The 15,870-nt window shown below is 73.8% G+C and carries 17 protein-coding genes; 7 read left to right on the forward strand and 10 right to left on the reverse strand.

The genetic code is table 11. The features are described 5' to 3' along the window. Nucleotides 1-3 precede the first annotated feature (3 nt). A complete protein-coding gene (locus tag ACFY04_RS36680; protein ID WP_389123931.1) occupies nucleotides 4-1,032 on the reverse strand; it encodes a TolB family protein in 1,029 nt (342 codons plus the stop codon). Between the two features lie 265 nt (nucleotides 1,033-1,297). On the opposite strand from ACFY04_RS36680, the gene ACFY04_RS36685 reads away from it, so the two are divergent. Then, nucleotides 1,298-2,596 carry an alpha/beta hydrolase gene (locus tag ACFY04_RS36685; protein WP_389123934.1) on the forward strand — a complete coding sequence of 433 codons (1,299 nt, stop codon included), beginning with the start codon at nucleotides 1,298-1,300 and terminating at the stop codon, nucleotides 2,594-2,596. Here the strand turns inward: ACFY04_RS36685 and ACFY04_RS36690 are convergent. Beyond that, the gene (locus tag ACFY04_RS36690) at nucleotides 2,574-4,049 is read right to left on the reverse strand and encodes a carboxylesterase/lipase family protein (RefSeq protein ID WP_389123937.1); all 1,476 of its coding nucleotides are present in this window, start codon (nucleotides 4,047-4,049) and stop codon (nucleotides 2,574-2,576) included. The two genes, ACFY04_RS36685 and ACFY04_RS36690, sit on opposite strands and share 23 nt — an antisense overlap. A 99-nt stretch (nucleotides 4,050-4,148) precedes the next feature. On the opposite strand from ACFY04_RS36690, the gene ACFY04_RS36695 reads away from it, so the two are divergent. Then, entirely contained in the window at nucleotides 4,149-4,472 is a 324-nt protein-coding gene (locus tag ACFY04_RS36695) for a hypothetical protein (protein WP_389123939.1), read from the forward strand. Nucleotides 4,473-4,569: 97 nt separating this feature from the next. Next, complete coding sequence (locus tag ACFY04_RS36700) at nucleotides 4,570-4,854, forward strand: chaplin (RefSeq protein ID WP_266480100.1); 285 nt, start codon at nucleotides 4,570-4,572, stop codon at nucleotides 4,852-4,854. Between the two features lie 122 nt (nucleotides 4,855-4,976). On the opposite strand, the gene ACFY04_RS36705 is transcribed toward ACFY04_RS36700, so the two are convergent. The 6 genes from ACFY04_RS36705 to ACFY04_RS36730 all read right to left on the reverse strand — a co-directional run bounded on the left by ACFY04_RS36705 (nucleotide 4,977) and on the right by ACFY04_RS36730 (nucleotide 10,241). Next, the gene (locus ACFY04_RS36705) at nucleotides 4,977-5,840 is read right to left on the reverse strand and encodes a tyrosinase family protein (protein WP_389123941.1); all 864 of its coding nucleotides are present in this window, start codon (nucleotides 5,838-5,840) and stop codon (nucleotides 4,977-4,979) included. A 30-nt stretch (nucleotides 5,841-5,870) separates the two neighbouring features. Continuing rightward, nucleotides 5,871-6,239: a tyrosinase family oxidase copper chaperone gene (locus ACFY04_RS36710; protein WP_389123943.1), complete on the reverse strand. Its 369-nt coding sequence runs from the start codon at nucleotides 6,237-6,239 to the stop codon at nucleotides 5,871-5,873. Nucleotides 6,240-6,298: 59 nt separating this feature from the next. Then, the gene (locus tag ACFY04_RS36715; protein WP_389123945.1) at nucleotides 6,299-6,838 is read right to left on the reverse strand and encodes a GNAT family N-acetyltransferase; all 540 of its coding nucleotides are present in this window, start codon (nucleotides 6,836-6,838) and stop codon (nucleotides 6,299-6,301) included. Nucleotides 6,839-6,967: 129 nt separating this feature from the next. Further along, a complete protein-coding gene (locus ACFY04_RS36720; RefSeq protein WP_389123947.1) occupies nucleotides 6,968-8,083 on the reverse strand; it encodes an acyl-CoA dehydrogenase family protein in 1,116 nt (371 codons plus the stop codon). Further along, nucleotides 8,080-9,267, reverse strand: coding sequence for an acyl-CoA dehydrogenase family protein (locus ACFY04_RS36725; RefSeq protein ID WP_351158877.1), 1,188 nt, complete (start codon nucleotides 9,265-9,267; stop codon nucleotides 8,080-8,082). The genes ACFY04_RS36720 and ACFY04_RS36725 overlap by 4 nt, the downstream gene beginning before the upstream one ends. Further along, nucleotides 9,264-10,241: an NADPH:quinone oxidoreductase family protein gene (locus ACFY04_RS36730; protein WP_389123950.1), complete on the reverse strand. Its 978-nt coding sequence runs from the start codon at nucleotides 10,239-10,241 to the stop codon at nucleotides 9,264-9,266. The genes ACFY04_RS36725 and ACFY04_RS36730 overlap by 4 nt, the downstream gene beginning before the upstream one ends. 212 nt (nucleotides 10,242-10,453) lie before the next feature. Between ACFY04_RS36730 and ACFY04_RS36735 the strand changes: the two genes are divergently transcribed. From ACFY04_RS36735 to ACFY04_RS36745, 3 genes are all read left to right on the forward strand, one after another. Next, on the forward strand, nucleotides 10,454-11,569 hold the full coding sequence (locus tag ACFY04_RS36735) for a hypothetical protein (protein ID WP_389123953.1): 1,116 nt from the start codon (nucleotides 10,454-10,456) through the stop codon (nucleotides 11,567-11,569). Nucleotides 11,570-11,630: 61 nt separating this feature from the next. Continuing rightward, entirely contained in the window at nucleotides 11,631-12,533 is a 903-nt protein-coding gene (locus ACFY04_RS36740; RefSeq protein ID WP_389123955.1) for an SDR family oxidoreductase, read from the forward strand. Between the two features lie 36 nt (nucleotides 12,534-12,569). Continuing rightward, a complete protein-coding gene (locus ACFY04_RS36745) occupies nucleotides 12,570-13,370 on the forward strand; it encodes a hypothetical protein (protein ID WP_389123958.1) in 801 nt (266 codons plus the stop codon). Here ACFY04_RS36745 and ACFY04_RS36750 read toward each other — a convergent pair. Beyond that, entirely contained in the window at nucleotides 13,357-14,190 is an 834-nt protein-coding gene (locus ACFY04_RS36750) for an enoyl-CoA hydratase/isomerase family protein (protein ID WP_389123959.1), read from the reverse strand. The genes ACFY04_RS36745 and ACFY04_RS36750 overlap by 14 nt on opposite strands. A gap of 72 nt (nucleotides 14,191-14,262) precedes the next feature. Next, nucleotides 14,263-15,024, reverse strand: a complete 762-nt coding sequence (locus tag ACFY04_RS36755; RefSeq protein ID WP_389123961.1) for a PIG-L deacetylase family protein — start codon at nucleotides 15,022-15,024, stop codon at nucleotides 14,263-14,265. A gap of 18 nt (nucleotides 15,025-15,042) precedes the next feature. On the opposite strand from ACFY04_RS36755, the gene ACFY04_RS36760 reads away from it, so the two are divergent. Next, on the forward strand, nucleotides 15,043-15,861 hold the full coding sequence (locus ACFY04_RS36760) for an MBL fold metallo-hydrolase (protein ID WP_389123963.1): 819 nt from the start codon (nucleotides 15,043-15,045) through the stop codon (nucleotides 15,859-15,861). The last annotated feature ends 9 nt before the right edge of the window (nucleotides 15,862-15,870 follow it).

A 15,870-nucleotide genomic window follows, 5' to 3' on the forward strand; every position in this document is an offset into this window, starting at 1 on the left:
TCCTCAGCCGAGGAAGGCCGGGGCGAGGGCCGAGTCCATGAGCCGGGCGGGGGCGCCGCCGCCGTCGGCCGGTACGGCGTACAGGTCGGCGCCGAAGTCCCCCGGCAAGGCGTAGACGACGGTCCGGTCGTCGGTCCACACCACCTGGTCGTCCACGCTGCGCTCCTCGGCGAGCGGGGTCTCGGCCCCGGAGGCCAGGTCCAGGGCGTACAGGCGCCACGGCGCCTCGGCAGGCAGGCCCGGCACGCGCTTCTTGAAGACCACCCGGGTCCCGTCCGGTGACAGCGACGGGCACTCGGCGTTCTCGCGCAGGGTGGTCACCGTGCGCTCGCCCAGGTCCCCGCGGACCAAGTGGGTCCGGCCGCCGGTGGCGAGGGTCGCGTAGAAGGTCCGCTCGTCGGCGGCGAAGGTGACCCCCCAGAAGTTGACGTCGGCACTGCGGTACGGCTTGCCGTCCTTCAAAATCGTGAAGTCCTCCAGCGAGGCGTCGAGCCTGCCGGTGCGCAGGTCGAGCACCGAGGTCCGCGTCGAGAAATTCGCACCCGCGTACGAGTCCCCGCCGACGAAGACGGTCCAGGCGGCGAGGTGCCCGCCCGGCGAGACCCGGGCCCGGGTGGGGAGGCCACCCAGCGGGTGAGCGGAGACCTCCTTCAGCCGGGCGTCGAGAACGACGGCCCGGTAGCCCTCCTGGACCCCGCCGCGGTCCGCCTGGAGGCAGATCCCGGTGCCCTGGGCCGCGTGGAAGCGCAGGCAGCTCACCCCGGACGCGGTACGGGCCCCCTCCGGCGCGCCGGCCGCGACCGTGGCGAGCTCGTCCCGGTGCGGCCCCCAGGCCATGTTGCGGAACACGATCCGCCGGCCGCCGGCGCCCGGCGCCAGCGAGACCGCGCCCGGGTTGACCGGCGGGCCGCCCGCCCGGACATGGTCCTTCTCGTCGGCGCGGGAGGAGGCCCGCACGACGGCGAGTACGCCCACGGCCGCGAGGAGGGCCACGGCGGTGGCCAGGATCAGGATCCGGCGCTGGAGCGTCATGGGATGACTCCGGGCGGGGTGGGGTTCCGGGGGCGGCGCGGGGGCACCATACCCAGCGGCCCGCACAAGAGCCAGGCATGGACGGGGGCGGGTCCGTGAACTCCACCGGGCGTACGGGCGCCGGGCAATGGCCTCCCCCAGGGCACCCCAAGAGTAGGGAAAATACGGAACCCTGACATGCTTTCGTTCATCCTTCGAACGGAAGGACCCAGCAGTCAGACCACCCCGCCCCTCTGGGGCAGCACCAGCCGGAGAGCCACCGCACATGTCGTACGCACCCGACGGGCAGCAGTACCAGCCGTACCGGCCGGAAGGACAGATACCGCAGCCGCCCCAAGGCGACCAGTACGGCCGGCCGTACGGACAGCAGCCGCCGCCCGGCCGCCCCCAGCAGCCGTACGGGCAGCAGGACCAGTACGGGCAGCAGCCGCACTACGCACCGCAGGACCAGTACGGACAGCAGCCGCAGTACGGGCAGCAGGGCCAGTACGAGGAGCCCGAGCCGCCGCGCCGCAGGTCGCGGGGCCGCCGCTGGCTGATCGCGGGCGCCTCCGTGCTCGCACTCGCCGGTATAGCCGCGCTCGTGCTGAACCACTACGAGATACCCCCGTTCACCGACAAGGGCTCCGCGGTGTCCTTCGGGCAGGCGCCCGCCGGTGGCGGCAAGAAGAACGACGCTCCGCCGCCGAACTCCAAGATGCTCATGCCGACCGGGCCGGCCGCCGAGTTCAAGAACACGATGACCCTCCCCGACGGCACGCACGTGGCCGTCACCACGCTGGACGGCAAGAAGTCCGGCTTCAAGGGCAAGGTCTGGGTCTGGGCCCCCAAGGAGTACAGCGACCCGAAGTTCGCCAAGAGCGGCTTCCCGGTCATGATCGCCCTGCCGGGTGGTGCCGGTTACCCCAGCAACTACTGGATGGGCACCGACCTCGGCCTCCAGACCAGCATCGGCAAGTGGTACGCGGAGGGCAAGAGCAAGCCCTTCATCCTGGCCATGCCGGTCCTCAACCCGGGGCCGGACGACAAGGGCGTCTACTGGGACGGCTCCGACATCCCCGGCCAGCCCAAGATGGGCACCTGGCTGACCGAGGACGTCCCGGACCTGATGAAGGCGAACTTCCGCACCGTCAAATCCCGTGACGGCTGGGCCTTCATGGGCTCCTCCACCGGCGGTTTCGCGGGTCTGAAGGCCGTGCTGAAGCACCCGGACAAGTTCAAGGCCGTGATCGCCTCCGGCCCGGACATCGTCCCGGACTCCTCCCTGTGGAAGGGCCACGACAAGGAGAAGGCCGAGAACAACCCGGAGCTGCTGGCGAAGCAGCTCATCGACACCAAGGGTCCGGACGTCTACCTCGCCTTCCAGGTCGGCGACAACGAGAGCAACAAGAAGACGCTGCCCGACGTGCAGAAGTTCGTCGCCACCTACGGCAACAAGGGCCCCGTCCACGCCGAGTTGAAGGTCATCAAGGGCGGCCAGCACAACGCCAAGACCTATGTGCCGAACATGGGCGAGGGACCGGTCCAGTTCATCAGCAAGGTCATGGAAGGGCCCGTCGAGTAACCACCGGCTCCCCCGCACCATCGAGCTCCGGCCCGCCGAACACCTTCGGCGGGCCGTCGCCGTTCCAGGCCGCCCAGCCCGGATCGCCCGTCACCGCGAACCGCACCCAGGCCGCGTGCATCTCGTCCGCCAGCGCCTGCGGGGTGTCCGGCCCGGCCAGCCAGGCGGCCTCCGGTACCGCGAGCGTGTCGAACACGAAGCCCAGCTCCAGGGCGTGACAGGAGCCCAGCCCCGGAACGCCGGAGGGCCAGCCGAACTCGTACAGGAAGCTCGGCGCCGCCCGCCGCACCCCGGCGAGCCTGCGCAGCGGATCGCGCAGCAGCCGGTCGGTGAGCAGCTGTCCGGCGAGTTCGGCAGGGCTCGCGGCGGGCAGCGCGGCACGCAGCGTCCGTACGGCCGCCCGGTCCTTGCCGGAGCGGGCGCGGGCCAGCGCCACGGCGAGCGGGCCGAGCCGGTCCAGCAGCCGCATCCCGCCGGTGGGGGCGAGCCACAGCCGGTACTCGTCACGGGTCCAGCCGAGGAGCAGCGGCACCTCGGCGGAGGCGGCCCGGGCACAGAGGGTGTCGAGGGGGTCGGCAGGGACCGTGTCCGGGTCGGTGACCAGGCCGAAGGCGGGTCCGCCGACGAGCGGGCCCGATCGGCGCAGGACGGCCGCCTGGGCGGCGAGCAGGTCGTCCGGCGCGGTGGCCGTGAAGGCCGCGGCGGTGGCGTCCACCTTGAGCAGCGAGGCCATCCGCCGGACCATGGCGCGGACCCTGGGGCGCGGCAGGACCTCGGGGGCTCCGCTCTGCAGGACGGCCCGGGTGAAGAGCCCGGCCGCGCGCGGAGCGGCCAGGAGGGCGCCGATGCCGATGGCCCCGGCGGATTCGCCGAAGACGGTGACCCGGCCGGGGTCCCCGCCGAAGGCCCCGATGTTGTCGCGGACCCATGCGAGGGCGGCGATCTGGTCCAGCAGGCCGCGGTTGGCGGGGGCGCCGGGGAAGAGCCCGTAGCCGAGGACCCCGAGGCGGAAGTTGAAGGAGACGAGCACGACCCCGTCGCGGGCGAAGGCGGAGCCGTCGTACACGGGGACGGCCGAGGAGCCGCGGGTGTGGGCCCCGCCGTGGATCCAGACCATGACGGGCAGCCGGGCCCCGGGGGCCGGGTCGGGGGTCCACACGTTCACGTTCAGGCAGTCGTCCCCGGGGATGACCGGGTCGGAGAGCAGGGCGGCGAAGGGGTCGGGGTAGGGCACCTTGGGCGCGGTCGGCCCGTAGGCGGCGGCGTCGCGTACGCCGTCCCAGGCGGCCGGGGGCGCGGGCGCCGCGAAGCGCAGGGATCCGACGGGCGGGGCCGCGTAGGGGATGCCCAGGAAGACGGCGGTCCCCCCGGGCCCGGTCCGGCCCTCGACGACTCCGGCCGCCGTCCTGACCCGCGGGCGGTGGCTGCCGTCGGTTGCGCCCTCTGCGCTCATCTCGTCCTCCCGCGATGACGGTGCCGGTCGCACCGTCGCACAGCCGCCCAACGGGTGACAAGGCGTGACCGGGTCCGGGCCCGGCCCGGTTGGACGGGCATGCGATTCCTGCGTATCCACCATGCCGTGCCCGTCGCCCTGCTGCTCGCGGGGGCCACGCTCCTGTCCGGCCCGGCCCTGGCCGCCGGCCCGGAGTTCCAGTACGTCGGCCAGGACGACAAGGTCCACGGCCTCACCGCGCCGAGGGGGTGCGTCGAGGCGGAGGGCGGCGGCGCCCGGGCGGTCACCAACGGGACCCGGAGCGCGGCGACCCTCTACGAGGGCCCCGGGTGTTCCGGCCGGGCCCTGCGGGTCCTGCGGCCCGGAGAGGTCGGCCAGGTGCGGCCGTATTTCGCCTCCGTCCGGTTTTCCGTCACCAGGTAGGCGCACGGGCCGTGACCCTTTGGCCTCCCCCGCGTTGTATGCCATGTCAAATGCCACAGGTTCTGTGGCGCCCCACATATCTCAAGAGGAGATCTTGATGTCGCGTATCGCGAAGGCACTGGCCATCACCGCTGTCACCGGTAGCGCCGTGGTCGCCGGTGCGGGTCTGGCTGTCGCCGATGCCGGAGCGCACGGTGCGGCGGTCGGCTCCCCCGGTGTCCTGTCGGGCAACCTGCTCCAGGTTCCGGTGCACGTCCCGGTCAACGTCTGCGGCAACACCGTGAACGTGATCGCCCTGCTGAACCCGGCGTTCGGCAACACCTGCGTCAACGCCTCCGGCCACGGCGACCACCACACCGAGGGTGGCGACTACGGCCACTGATCGCCTGATCGGCTGATCGACGGAAGGGCCCCCGCCACCCGGCGGGGGCCCTTCCCCCTGTGTCCCCGCGTCCCGCGTCCGGGCGTTCCGCACGTCGGGCGGGCACGCACGGGCCGCGCGCGTCATTCGTAGCGGTACAGCCCCTGGTGGCCGGACATCTCGCGCGGGGTGATGTTCCACGGCGGCATCGGCTCGTCCAGAGCGATCACGCGGCCGCGCTGGAGGTCGCCGAGGGCGAGCGGGGCGGCGGGCAGGTAGCCGGAGCCGGGGTGCTTGTGCTGCCAGCGGTCCCAGATCAGGTCGACGAAGGCGTGGTGCAGCCAGAACGCCGGGTCGTTGGGCGCCGTACCGCCGGTCATGTGGCCGCCGATCCACTGGTGGACCTTGTTGTGGTTGCGCCAGCGCTCGCTCCTGGGGGCCGACCAGCCCTCCAGCTTGTTGCGGAAGCCGCCCGCGGTGGCCGTGGAATCCCAGGGGGAGACGTCGTACGTCGGGTCGTCGATCGCCCACTGGAGTTCGGCCGCGGTGGGCAGGGTGATCGGATTCTGCGGCCGGCCGAGGTTGCGGGTGAGGAAGGCGGACTCGGTGATGCCCACGGTCACCGTCCAGTTGCCCGTGTCGTAGGCGAACGGCCCGGTCATCACCTTGCGGTCGCTCGCCCGGCCGGTGCCGCCGAGGAAGTCGTCGGCCCAGAGGGAGGAGACCGGGCTGGTGTCGGTGGTCCAGTCCCAGTACGGGACGCTCACGCCCGGGTCGATCTCCTGCAACTGCCGCTCGAACTCCAGCAGATAGCGCCGGTGCCACGGGAAGAAGGACGGGGACATGTGCCCGACGCGCAGCTTGCGGTCGCGGTCGGGCACGAAGTACTTGTCGTGGGTGCGCACGAGGGCGTCGTAGGCGCCGTCGCGCTTGAGCTCCAGCACCGCCGCGGTGAACCGCTTCTTCTGGGCACTGGTGAGGTTCTTCTGGTTCTGCCGGGTGTGCAATGCGGGGCTCCTCCCGTTCCCGTGGGTCAGTCAGCCGTGGTGCGGGGCCGCGAAGGCGAGCTGGGCGGTGCCCAGTTCGTCGACGGCGGCCCGGGCCACTTCCAGTGGCGTGGAATAGGACTGGAAGTGGTTGATCCCGCTGAGGTAGCTGCCGTCGGCCCGGCGCATGACGTGCAGCGGGCGGCCGTCGATCCGGACCCCGGCGACGTCGACGGCGATGTGCCGGCCTCGGTAGGTCTCCTCCTCGGCGAGCGGCGCCGGGGTGAGGGTCTGCCGGGGACGCCGGGCGCGCTGTACGGGGGCCAGGGCCGCGGCCGTGCCGGCGAGCACGGCCGCGGTGAAGGCCGTACGCAGGACCGCGCGGCGGGTCAGTGGTGCGGCGGGCGATGCTGCGGACATACGGTCTCCCTCGCTCGGTGGCCGGCGGCTACGGGTCTAACGCCGCGCGGCGGGCGAGGTCACCCGTGGGCGCCGCGGAGCTGCTTGTAGAAGAGGGTCGTGGGGTGGAGCCGGCCCGCCGGGTCGGTGGCGTAGTCGGGGATGGTGCCGGCTTCCGTCCAGCCCGCGGAACGGTAGACGCGCTCGGCTCCGCTGCCGGTCTCGGTGTCCAGGAACAGCAGCACCACCCCGGCCCGGGCGGCGGCCGACTCGGCCCCGGCGAGCAGGGCGCGGGCGGTGCCCCGGCCGCGGGTGGCCGGGTGGACCATGAGTTTGCGCAGCTCGGCGCGGTGGCGGCCGTTCGCCTTGGTCTCCCGGTACCAGCTGACGGTGCCGTCGATCCGGCCGTCGCCGCCGGTGCGCGAGACCCACAGCGCGAGGGAGCCGTCCTCGACGGCGGGCAGCAGGGAGTCCCACCAGGCGGCGGCGCCCTGGTGGTCGAGCCCGGCGAGGAAGCCGAGGGACGATCCGCCGTCGACCACGGCGAGCAGCAGGGCGGCGAGTTCGTCGCGGTGGGCGCGGAGTCCGGTGGCGGAGAGCGCGGTGATGGTGGCCGTCATGGGGCGAGGATAAGGATCAGCGCGTGGCCCGCCGGAGGCGGGGCAGGCACAGGTCGCCGAAGATCGCGTCGGCCGTTCGGCCACTCCCCGGCCGGCCCCCGGGGGGGCGGGGCCGGCCGGGGAGTGGGGTCATGGCGCGGGGAGTTCCGCGAAGTCGGCCACCAGGCCGCGGTGGTGGCCCGCCGTGCCGAGGGCCAGGGAGTCGGCCTTGGCCCGCTTGAGGTAGAGGTGGGCCGGGTGTTCCCAGGTCATGCCGATGCCGCCGTGCAGCTGTACGCACTCCTCGGCGGCGCGGACGGCCACGCCCGAGCAGTAGGCCTGGGCCACGGCGACCGTCAGCGGGGCGTCGGGGGCCGCGGTGGCCAGGGCATCGGCCGCGGCCCGCGCCGCCGCGCGCGCGGACGCCACGTCGAGCCAGAGCCGGGCGAGCCGGTGCTTGAGGGCCTGGAAGGAGCCGACGGGGCGGTTGAACTGGTGCCGGCCCCGGACGTGGCCGACCGTCTCCGTCAGGCACCACTCGGCGAGCCCGAGCTGCTCGGAGGCGAGCAGTCCGGCCCCGGAGAGCAGGGCTCCGGCGACGGCGGCCCGGGCGGTTCCGGCATCGGCGAGACGGGTGCCGGCCGCGGCCTCCAGGGTGACGGTGGCGAGCGGGCGGGTCAGGTCCAGCGGGACCTGCGGGGTCAGCCGGGCCGAGGCGGCCGGGACGGCGTAGAGCCCGGTGTCGGCCAGGACCAGCAGGACGTCGGCGGCCACGGCGTCCGCCACGGCGGTGACCGTGCCGGTCAGGCTCCCGCCGCCGAGGTCCCGGAGGGGGGCCGGCAGGGGCGCGCCCGGGGCGAGGGTCAGCGGCACGGCGGGGACGCACACCGTGCTGCCCGAGGCCAGCTCCCGCAGCAGCGGGGCGGCTTCCGGGGTGTCGCAGCCGAGCAGGATCTCCGTGGCGAGCACGGCGCTCGTCAGGTACGGGACGGGCGCCACGGCCCGGCCCAGCTCCTCCAGGACCACGGCCGCCTCGCGGTGGCTCGCGCCCTGTCCGCCGAGCTTCTCGGGCACGAGGAGACCGGCCGCGCCGATCTCGACGGCGAGGGTGTGCCAGAGCGCCGGGTCGTGCGGCCGGCCCGTCTCGGCCCGGTCGAGGACGCTCTTCGCGTCGCAGCGGTCGGTGAGGAGCGCGCGTACGGCGGAGCGGAGCTCCTCCTCGGTCCCGGAGTAGAGCAGGTCGGTCGGTGCCGCCGCGGTGGTCATCGGTTGAGGTCCTTCCAGGCGAGGTCCTTGTCGTCGCGCGGCTCGGGGGGCAGGCCGAGGACGCGTTCGGCGACGATGTTGAGGAGGATTTCGCTGGTGCCGCCCTCGATGCTGTTGCCCTTGGCGCGCAGATAGCGGTAGCCGGCCTCGCGGCCGGTGAAGTCGACGCCTTCGGGCCTGCGCATGGTCCAGTCGTCGTACAGGAGGCCCTCCTCCGCGAGGAGTTCGACCTCCAGCGCGCTGATCTCCTGGTTGAGCCGGGCGAAGGTGAGCTTCATGCCCGATCCTTCGGGGCCGGGCTGTCCGGCGACGAGCTGCTGGCGCAGCCGTTCCCCGGTGAGGCGGGCGACCTCGGCCTCGACCCACAGTTCCAGCAGCCGCTGGTGGAGGGCGTGGGTGCGCAGCTCGGGGCGTTCGCGCCAGGCGGCGGCGACGGGGGCGATCATGCCGCCCTCGCGCGGGATGCGCATGCCGCCGATGGAGACCCGCTCGTTCATCAGGGTGGTGCGGGCGACCGCCCAGCCCTCGCCGACGGCGCCGAGGCGGTGGGAGTCGGGGATGCGGACGCCGGTGAGGAAGACCTCGTTGAACTCGGCCTCGCCGGTGATCTGGCGCAGCGGCCGGACCTCGACGCCCGGGGCGTGCATGTCGCAGAGGAAGTAGGTGATGCCCTGGTGCTTGGGGAGCCCGGGGTCGGTGCGGGCGATCAGGATGGCCCAGCGGGCGGTGTGGGCACTGGAGGTCCACACCTTCTGGCCGTCGACGATCCAGTCGCCGGAGCCCGTCTCGCGGACCGCGCGGGTGCCGAGCGCGGCGAGGTCGGATCCGGCGCCGGGCTCGCTGAAGAGCTGGCACCAGACCTCCTCGCCGGCCCACAGGGGGCGCAGGAAGCGCTGCTTCTGCTCCTCGGTGCCGTAGGCGAGGATCGTGGGCGCGGCCATGCCGAGGCCGATGCCGATCCGGCGCGGGTCGTTGTCGGGTGCGCCGGCGGCTTCCAGTTCGGCGTCGACGACGGCCTGCAGGGAGCGGGGCGCGCCGAGGCCGCCGAGGCCCTCGGGGTAGTGGACCCAGGCGAGTCCGGCGTCGAAGCGGGCGCGCAGGAACGCGGCGCGGTCGGTGTCGGCGGGCGGGTGGGCGCGGAGCAGGTCCCGTACGCGCGCCACCAGTTCCTCGGTGGTGGTCATCGCGGGTCCCCTCCGTCCAGGGCCGGTACGACGACCAGCCGGCCGGTGGTGGTGCCGTCGGCGAGGCGCTGTACGGCGTCGGCGACGGCGGCCAGCGGGACGCGTTCGCTGACCAGCGGTCTGATGGCGCCTTCTGCGGCGAGCCGGGTGAGTTCGGTGTGGCAGGCGGCGATGGCGGCGGGGTCCTTGGTGGCGTACAGGCCCCAGTGCAGGCCGAGTACGGCGTAGTTCTTGACGAGGGCGTGGTTGAGGGCGGGCGCGGGGATGGTGCCGCTCGCGAAGCCGACGACGACGATGCGGCCCTCGAAGGCCGCGCACTTGGCGGAGGCGGTGTACGAGTCACCGCCGACGGGGTCGTAGACCACGTCGGCGCCGCGCCCGCCGGTGAACTCCTTCACCCGGGAGACGACGTCCTCGGTCGTGCGGTCGATCACCAGGTCGCAGCCGAGTTCTTCGGCGGTGCGCGCCTTGGCCTTGCCTCCGACGACCCCGATGACGGTGGCCCCGGCGGCTTTGCCGAGCTGGACGGCGGCGCTGCCGACCCCGCCGGCGGCGGCGTGCACGAGCACGGTCTCGCCCGGCTGGAGGCGCGCCCGGCGGTGCAGGCCGAACCAGCCGGTCTGGTAGCCGATGTGCAGGGCCGCGGCCTCGGCGTCGTCGAGGCTCTCGGGGGCCGGGAGCAGGGCCCGCTCGGACGCGATCACGTACTCGGCGAAGCCGCCGTGGGGCAGGCTCGGGGTGGCGATGACGCGGCGGCCGTCGTCGGTGAGGCCGCAGATCTCGACACCGGGGGTGAAGGGCAGCGGCGGGCGGATCTGGTACTGGCCGCGGACGAGCAGCGCGTCGGGGAAGTTGAGGTTCGCCGCGAGGACCCGCAGCCGCACCTCGCCCTCGCCGGGTACCGGTTCGGGAATCTCTTCGAGGCGAAGGGCCTCTCGGGGTTCGCCGGGGGTATGTACTCGCCATGCCTGCATCCGGGGCCTCCAGCCGCCGTCGAGGAACCACGCTCCGCGGGCATACTAAGCAGTCGCTTGCCTCTCTGGGAACCACCGGTCAGGGTGGAGAACCCTCCGGAGCGAATCAACACGCGTCATTCAGGCCACATCCGCACCAAGATCAGGCAGCATGTGGCGTGCACGTGTCATGACTCAACGGGGAACGGCACCTGTCCAGGGGGGACAATCACATGAGAAGAAGCATGTCCGCGGCCGCCGCCGCCATCGTCGTGGCCGGCCTGATCAGCGCGGCGGGCCCGGCCGTGGCGGCCGACGCGAAGTGCGCACCGAAGATCCAGGTTCTCGGCTCGATCGGGGACGAGTCGTACGTCCGCGACATCCCGCCCAGCCAGGGTGTCTTCGGCCTCGGTGCGGGCAACCTCGCCGTCGGCGTCTCGGGCCGCAAGCCCGTCTACTGGACCGGCACCACCGTGCACCGGGTCCCGCTGAGCGACCCGGACCAGAGCGGGCAGGTGATCGCCGTCAACGCGCACGGCCTGATGGTGGGTGTCCTCCACGGGGTCAACCTCCACTCCCTGTTCACGTACCGGGTGGGCGACGCGGCCATCACCCTGCTGCCGGACAGCTACGGACACGGCATCGAGGCCGACGTCAACGACGCCGGGTACGTGGTCTCCCGCTCCGACGGCGGGGTCGCCACCGTCTGGAAGGACGGCCAGAAGGTCCGCGAGCTGCCCCTCCCGGCCGAGGCCGGTCCGGGGTCCCGGATCGAGATGGTCACCGGCATCAACAACCGGGGCGACATCCTCGGCATGGCCGCCCAGGACTACGAGGTCCCCGAGACCGGGCAGCACCTGGAGGGCACCCACCCGGTGCTGTGGCCGGGAGACGGCTCCGCCGCCCGGCTGCTGGCCCCCACGGCGAACGACAGCTACGTCCAGGACATCGACGAGAGCGGCCGGGTCGTCGGCTACGACTGGGCCGGACCGTGGTACGAGTACGCTCCGCTCGTCTGGGAGCCCCCGCTCACCGGGACGCCCACCTCCCCGGCCGTGCTGAGCACGCACCCGTACGCCACGTTCGAGGCGATCAGTGCGACGACGAACCTCACCGTCGGCACGGCCAAGTTCCACCCGGACATGCCGACCCTGCCGGACCAGGCACTCCTGCGGTCCGGCTCCGGCCCGGTCAAGGCCCTGCCGCGGCTGACCGCGGGCGGGGCGAGCACGGCCGAAGCGGTCTCGGACACCGACCGGGTCGGCGGCTCGGCCGTGAACGCGAAGGGCAAGCTCAAGCCGGTCATCTGGACCTGTGCGACCAAGCAGGCGTACAACCCGGGGAGCTAGTGCTGTGACCGGAGCCGCCCGGGGATGGTGATCTGAGCGCCCGCACGCTATCGATGGGCGCATGGAGAACCCTCTGCACGGGCTGCCCGCGCCACCGGCGCTCGGCGCCGCCGCCCTGCCCCCCGGGACCTACGAGGGGCAGGTGGTCCTCGTGACGGGCGGCGGCACCGGGCTGGGCAAGGCCATCGCCGCCGAGTTCGCCCGGCTCGGCGCCGATCTGGTGATCGCGAGCCGGCGCGCCGGGCAGCTCAAGGCGGCGCGGGAGGAGTTGGCGGCCGTCCCCGGCGCGGGCCGGGTGACGGCCGCCGTCTGCGACATCAGGGACCCCGATCGGGTCGCCGAGGTCTTCGACGCCGCGCAGGCGGCCTTCGGCCTGCCGGACGTACTGGTCAACAACGCGGCCGCGAACTTCCCCTCCCCCGCGGAGGACCTCTCGCCGAACGCCTGGCGGGCGGTCGTCGACATCACGCTGACGGGCACCTGGCTGATGACCCGCGAGTTCGGCCGCCGCCACCTCGCCGCGGGCACCGGCGGCTCGATCGTGAACATCGGCGCCTCGTACGCGTGGACGGGCGGGCCGGGCTTCGCCCACAGCGCCGCGGCCAAGGCCGGGGTGAAGAGCCTGGTGGAGACGCTCGCCGTCGAGTGGGGCCCGTACGGCATCCAGATCAACGGGCTCGTCCCCGGGCTGTTCCCGCACGCCGACATGACCGAGGACATCCGGGGCGGCCTGGAGCGCGCCGCGCCCGGCGCGAAGGACGCCCGGCAGCCCGCCCTGCGGGTCGGCGCGCCGCGTGAACTGGGCTGGGCCGCCACCTTCCTGGCCTCGCCGTACGCCCGGTTCATCACCGGGCACACGCTCGTGGTGGACGGCGCGAACTGGCAGCGCCGGTCGGTGGTCAGCCCCGAGGTGGTCCCGGTCCGCACCCAGCTGGGCCGCGGCCCCTTCACCCCCTCCCCCTGAACGCCGGTTGTCAGTGGGCGGTGCGAGGATCGGAGCATGTCTCTCGCCGATCTGACCCTTGACCGCTGGCGCTCGCTCGAACCGGCCGCCGCCGAGCGCCTCGCCCACGAGGCCGCCGGACAGGTGGGCGGCCGGGTGGTGCTGTTCGACGCCGTCGGACACCTGGGCGGGTCGCTGCACCGCGTACGCATCGAGCGCGAGGGACGGGAGTTCGCCCTCGTACCCGGCGGGACGGTGCGGCTGGGGTTCGACCTGGACGCCTGGGAGCCGACGCCCGCACAGACGGCCGACTACGCGGCCAGCGTGGACGAGGGGTACGGGTACGGGCACGAGGACCTCAAGGCCTATCTCGCCGACGTGCTCAGCCCGCCGCGCACCGCGACGCTGGCCACCGTGCTCATGGCCGTGGAGGACGAGGCCCTGACCGAACCGGCGGCCGACATGCCGGCCGCGCTCGCGGCGCGCGGGCTGCGAATACCCGGCGCCGACGAGTGGGAGCACGCGTGCGGGGCCGGGGCGGGCACCCTGTTCCGGTGGGGGAACGAGTGCCCCCTGGGCGAGCCGTCGTACGGGAACGGGCGCCTGCGTCACGAGCCGAACGCCTTCGGGCTGCACATCGCCTACGACAGCTACGGCACGGAGCTCAGCGGCGACCCGGCCGCGGTGCACGGCGGTGACGGCGGGGAGGCCGTCTGCGGCGGGTACGGCGATCTGCTCGGCTGGCTGCCGCTGGCCACCGCCAACCGCAACCCGTACGCGGCCGAGTTCACGTACGGCCCGGACGGCGAGGGCATGTACGAGGAGTTCTCGACCCGGCCGGTGCTCATCCTCCGCTGAAGCGCGGGGGCCTGCGGGCCGCCTTGGCGGTGTAACCCTCCCGGCAGTCCTCCGAGGTGAGGGTGAGGGCCGCGGTCATCGCCACCCCGTCGAGGGCCGCGGGGAGGGCGGCATCGGCGTAGCTGTCGATGGCGCGCTTGATGCCCTGGACGGCGAGCGGCGCGTTGGCGGCGATCTCCTGCGCCACGGCGCGGGCGGTGGCCTCCAGGTCGTCGCCGGGGACGACCAGCTGGACGAGATGGAGCCGCTGCGCCGTCGCGGCGTCGACGCGCCGGCCCGTCAGGGCCAGGTACTTGGCCCAGCCCGCACCCGCCTCGCGGGCGATGCGCAGGTCGCCGCCCGCGTCCACCGCCACACCCAGCCCGGCTTCCGGGAGCGCGAAGACGGCGTCCTCGGCCGCCACCCGGACGTCGGCCATCAGTGCCAGCTCGAAGCCGAAGCCGAGGCAGTAGCCCTGGACGGCGGCCACCACCGGCTGGGGGAGGCGGGCGAGGACCGCGAACCGCTCGTGCACCCAGCGGATGCCCTCGTAGTAGTTGCGGGTGCGCTCGGCCGGGGTGCCGCCCGTGACGGCGCCGCCCGGGGCGGTCACGTCGATGCCCGCGCAGAAGGCCCGGCCCTCGGCCCGCAGCAGCACCGCCCGTACGGACGCGTCGAAGCGGATCCGGTCGGCGAGCAGGCCGAGCTGGCGGGTGGACTCCCAGCTCCAGCCGTTGAGCCGGTCCGGGCGGCACAGGGTGAGGACCGCGAGACCGTCCGCGACCTCCAGCCTGATCCGCTCCTCGCCCTCCGCGATCTCCGTGGAGATGGTGTCGATCACCGTGTCCCGCACCCCCGGCCCGATGGCTGACGACCCGTCGAACTGACGGATCGTCAGACTAGAGGGGGCCGGTCAGCGGGGGAAGACCTCGAACGCCACGGCCGGACGCCCGCCGAACCGGGCCGCCGCCTGCTGGGCGTTCCCGGTGAGGAAGGTGCGGACGTACTCCTCGGGGTCCTGGTCCGTGAGCACCTCGATGTACGCCTTGTGCTCCAGGAGGGACGTGATCGAACGCTCCAGTCCGGGGCCGGCGTCGACCGCGTGCGTCGGGGTGGCGGATCCGGCCACCGCGACCCAGCGCACGCCGTTCCACGGCTCCAGGCCCTGCTCGATCAGCTCGGGGAAGATCCAGCGGTTCCCGGCGTCACCGGCCGCGTCCAGCACGGCCCGGCCGACGGCCTTGTGGTCGGGGGTGTTCCAGTAGCCGCCGCCCTGCGCGCCGCCCCACGTGTCACGGTGGTTGAGGGTGACGATCAGCTCGGGCCGGTGCCGCCTGATGGCGGCGGCGATGTCCCGGCGCAGGCCGAGGCCGTACTCGACGACGCCGTCGCGGTAGTCCAGGAACTCCACCTCGGACACGCCGACGACCGCGGCGCTCGCCCGCTGCTCCGCCTCACGCAGGGGACCGCAGTCGGCGGGGGCGATGCTGTCGATGCCCGCCTCGCCGCGCGTGGCGAGGAGGTAGACGAACTCCCGGCCCCCGTCCGTCCAGTGCGCGATGGCCGCGGCGCACCCGTACTCGAGGTCGTCGGGGTGCGCGACCACCGCGAGGGCGCGCGTCCAGTCGGTGGGCATGGGCTGCAAGGCGGGCTGCTGATCAGGCTGTTCGGTCATGTATCGCACAATAGGCGAATGGACCGACACGGGCGGGTGGTGGCGCTGCTCGACGCCACGGGGATCTTCTTCGAGCCGGCCCGTACCGCCTTCCCGGGGGCGAGCGAGGCCGCGTGGGAGCGGGCCGGCCGGCTGGATCCGGGCGCGATCGGGCCGGACGGGACCTGGGCGCTCGATTTCCGGTGCTTCGCGATCGCCCGGCCCGGCGGCCGCTGGGTGCTGGTGGACGCCGGGGTCGGGCCGGCGCAGTCCCCCGCCGCCGCCTGGGCGCCGGTGCCGGGGCGGCTGCCGGAGGCCCTCGCGGCGGCCGGCATCGCTCCGGCCGACGTGGAGGCGGTGGTCCTGACCCACCTTCACGAGGACCACGCGGGCTGGTCGTCGGGGGCCGGCGGGGAGCCGTTCTTCCCGGCGGCCCGGTACGTGGTACAGCGCGCGGAGGTGGCCGGGCTGGACCGGGCGGACCCGGTGTGGGACTGGACGGTGGCGCCGCTGCGGGCGAGCGGGCAGTTGCACGAGGTCGACGGCGCCCACCGGCTGGCGCCCGGCATCACCCTGCTGCCGACGCCCGGACACACCCCGGGTCACCAGTCGGTGCTGGTGGACCAGGGCTCCGGAGCCCGGGACGTGGTGGTCACCGGGGACGTACTGGTGCACGCGGTGCAGCTGGGCGACCCGGCGGTGCCGTACTCCCACGAGCGCGACCGGGATACCGCCCGCGTCTCCCGGGAGGACCTGCTCGCACGGGCCCGGCGGCGCGGCGCCCTGCTGGCCACCGCGCACCTGACCCGCGCGTTCGTGGAGCCGCCCCCGGAAACGACAGCGGGCCGGCGCCCCTGAGCGGGGACG

It is taken from the genome of Streptomyces sp. NPDC001549 (assembly GCF_042894025.1).
Lineage (GTDB): Bacteria > Actinomycetota > Actinomycetes > Streptomycetales > Streptomycetaceae > Streptomyces > Streptomyces kutzneri.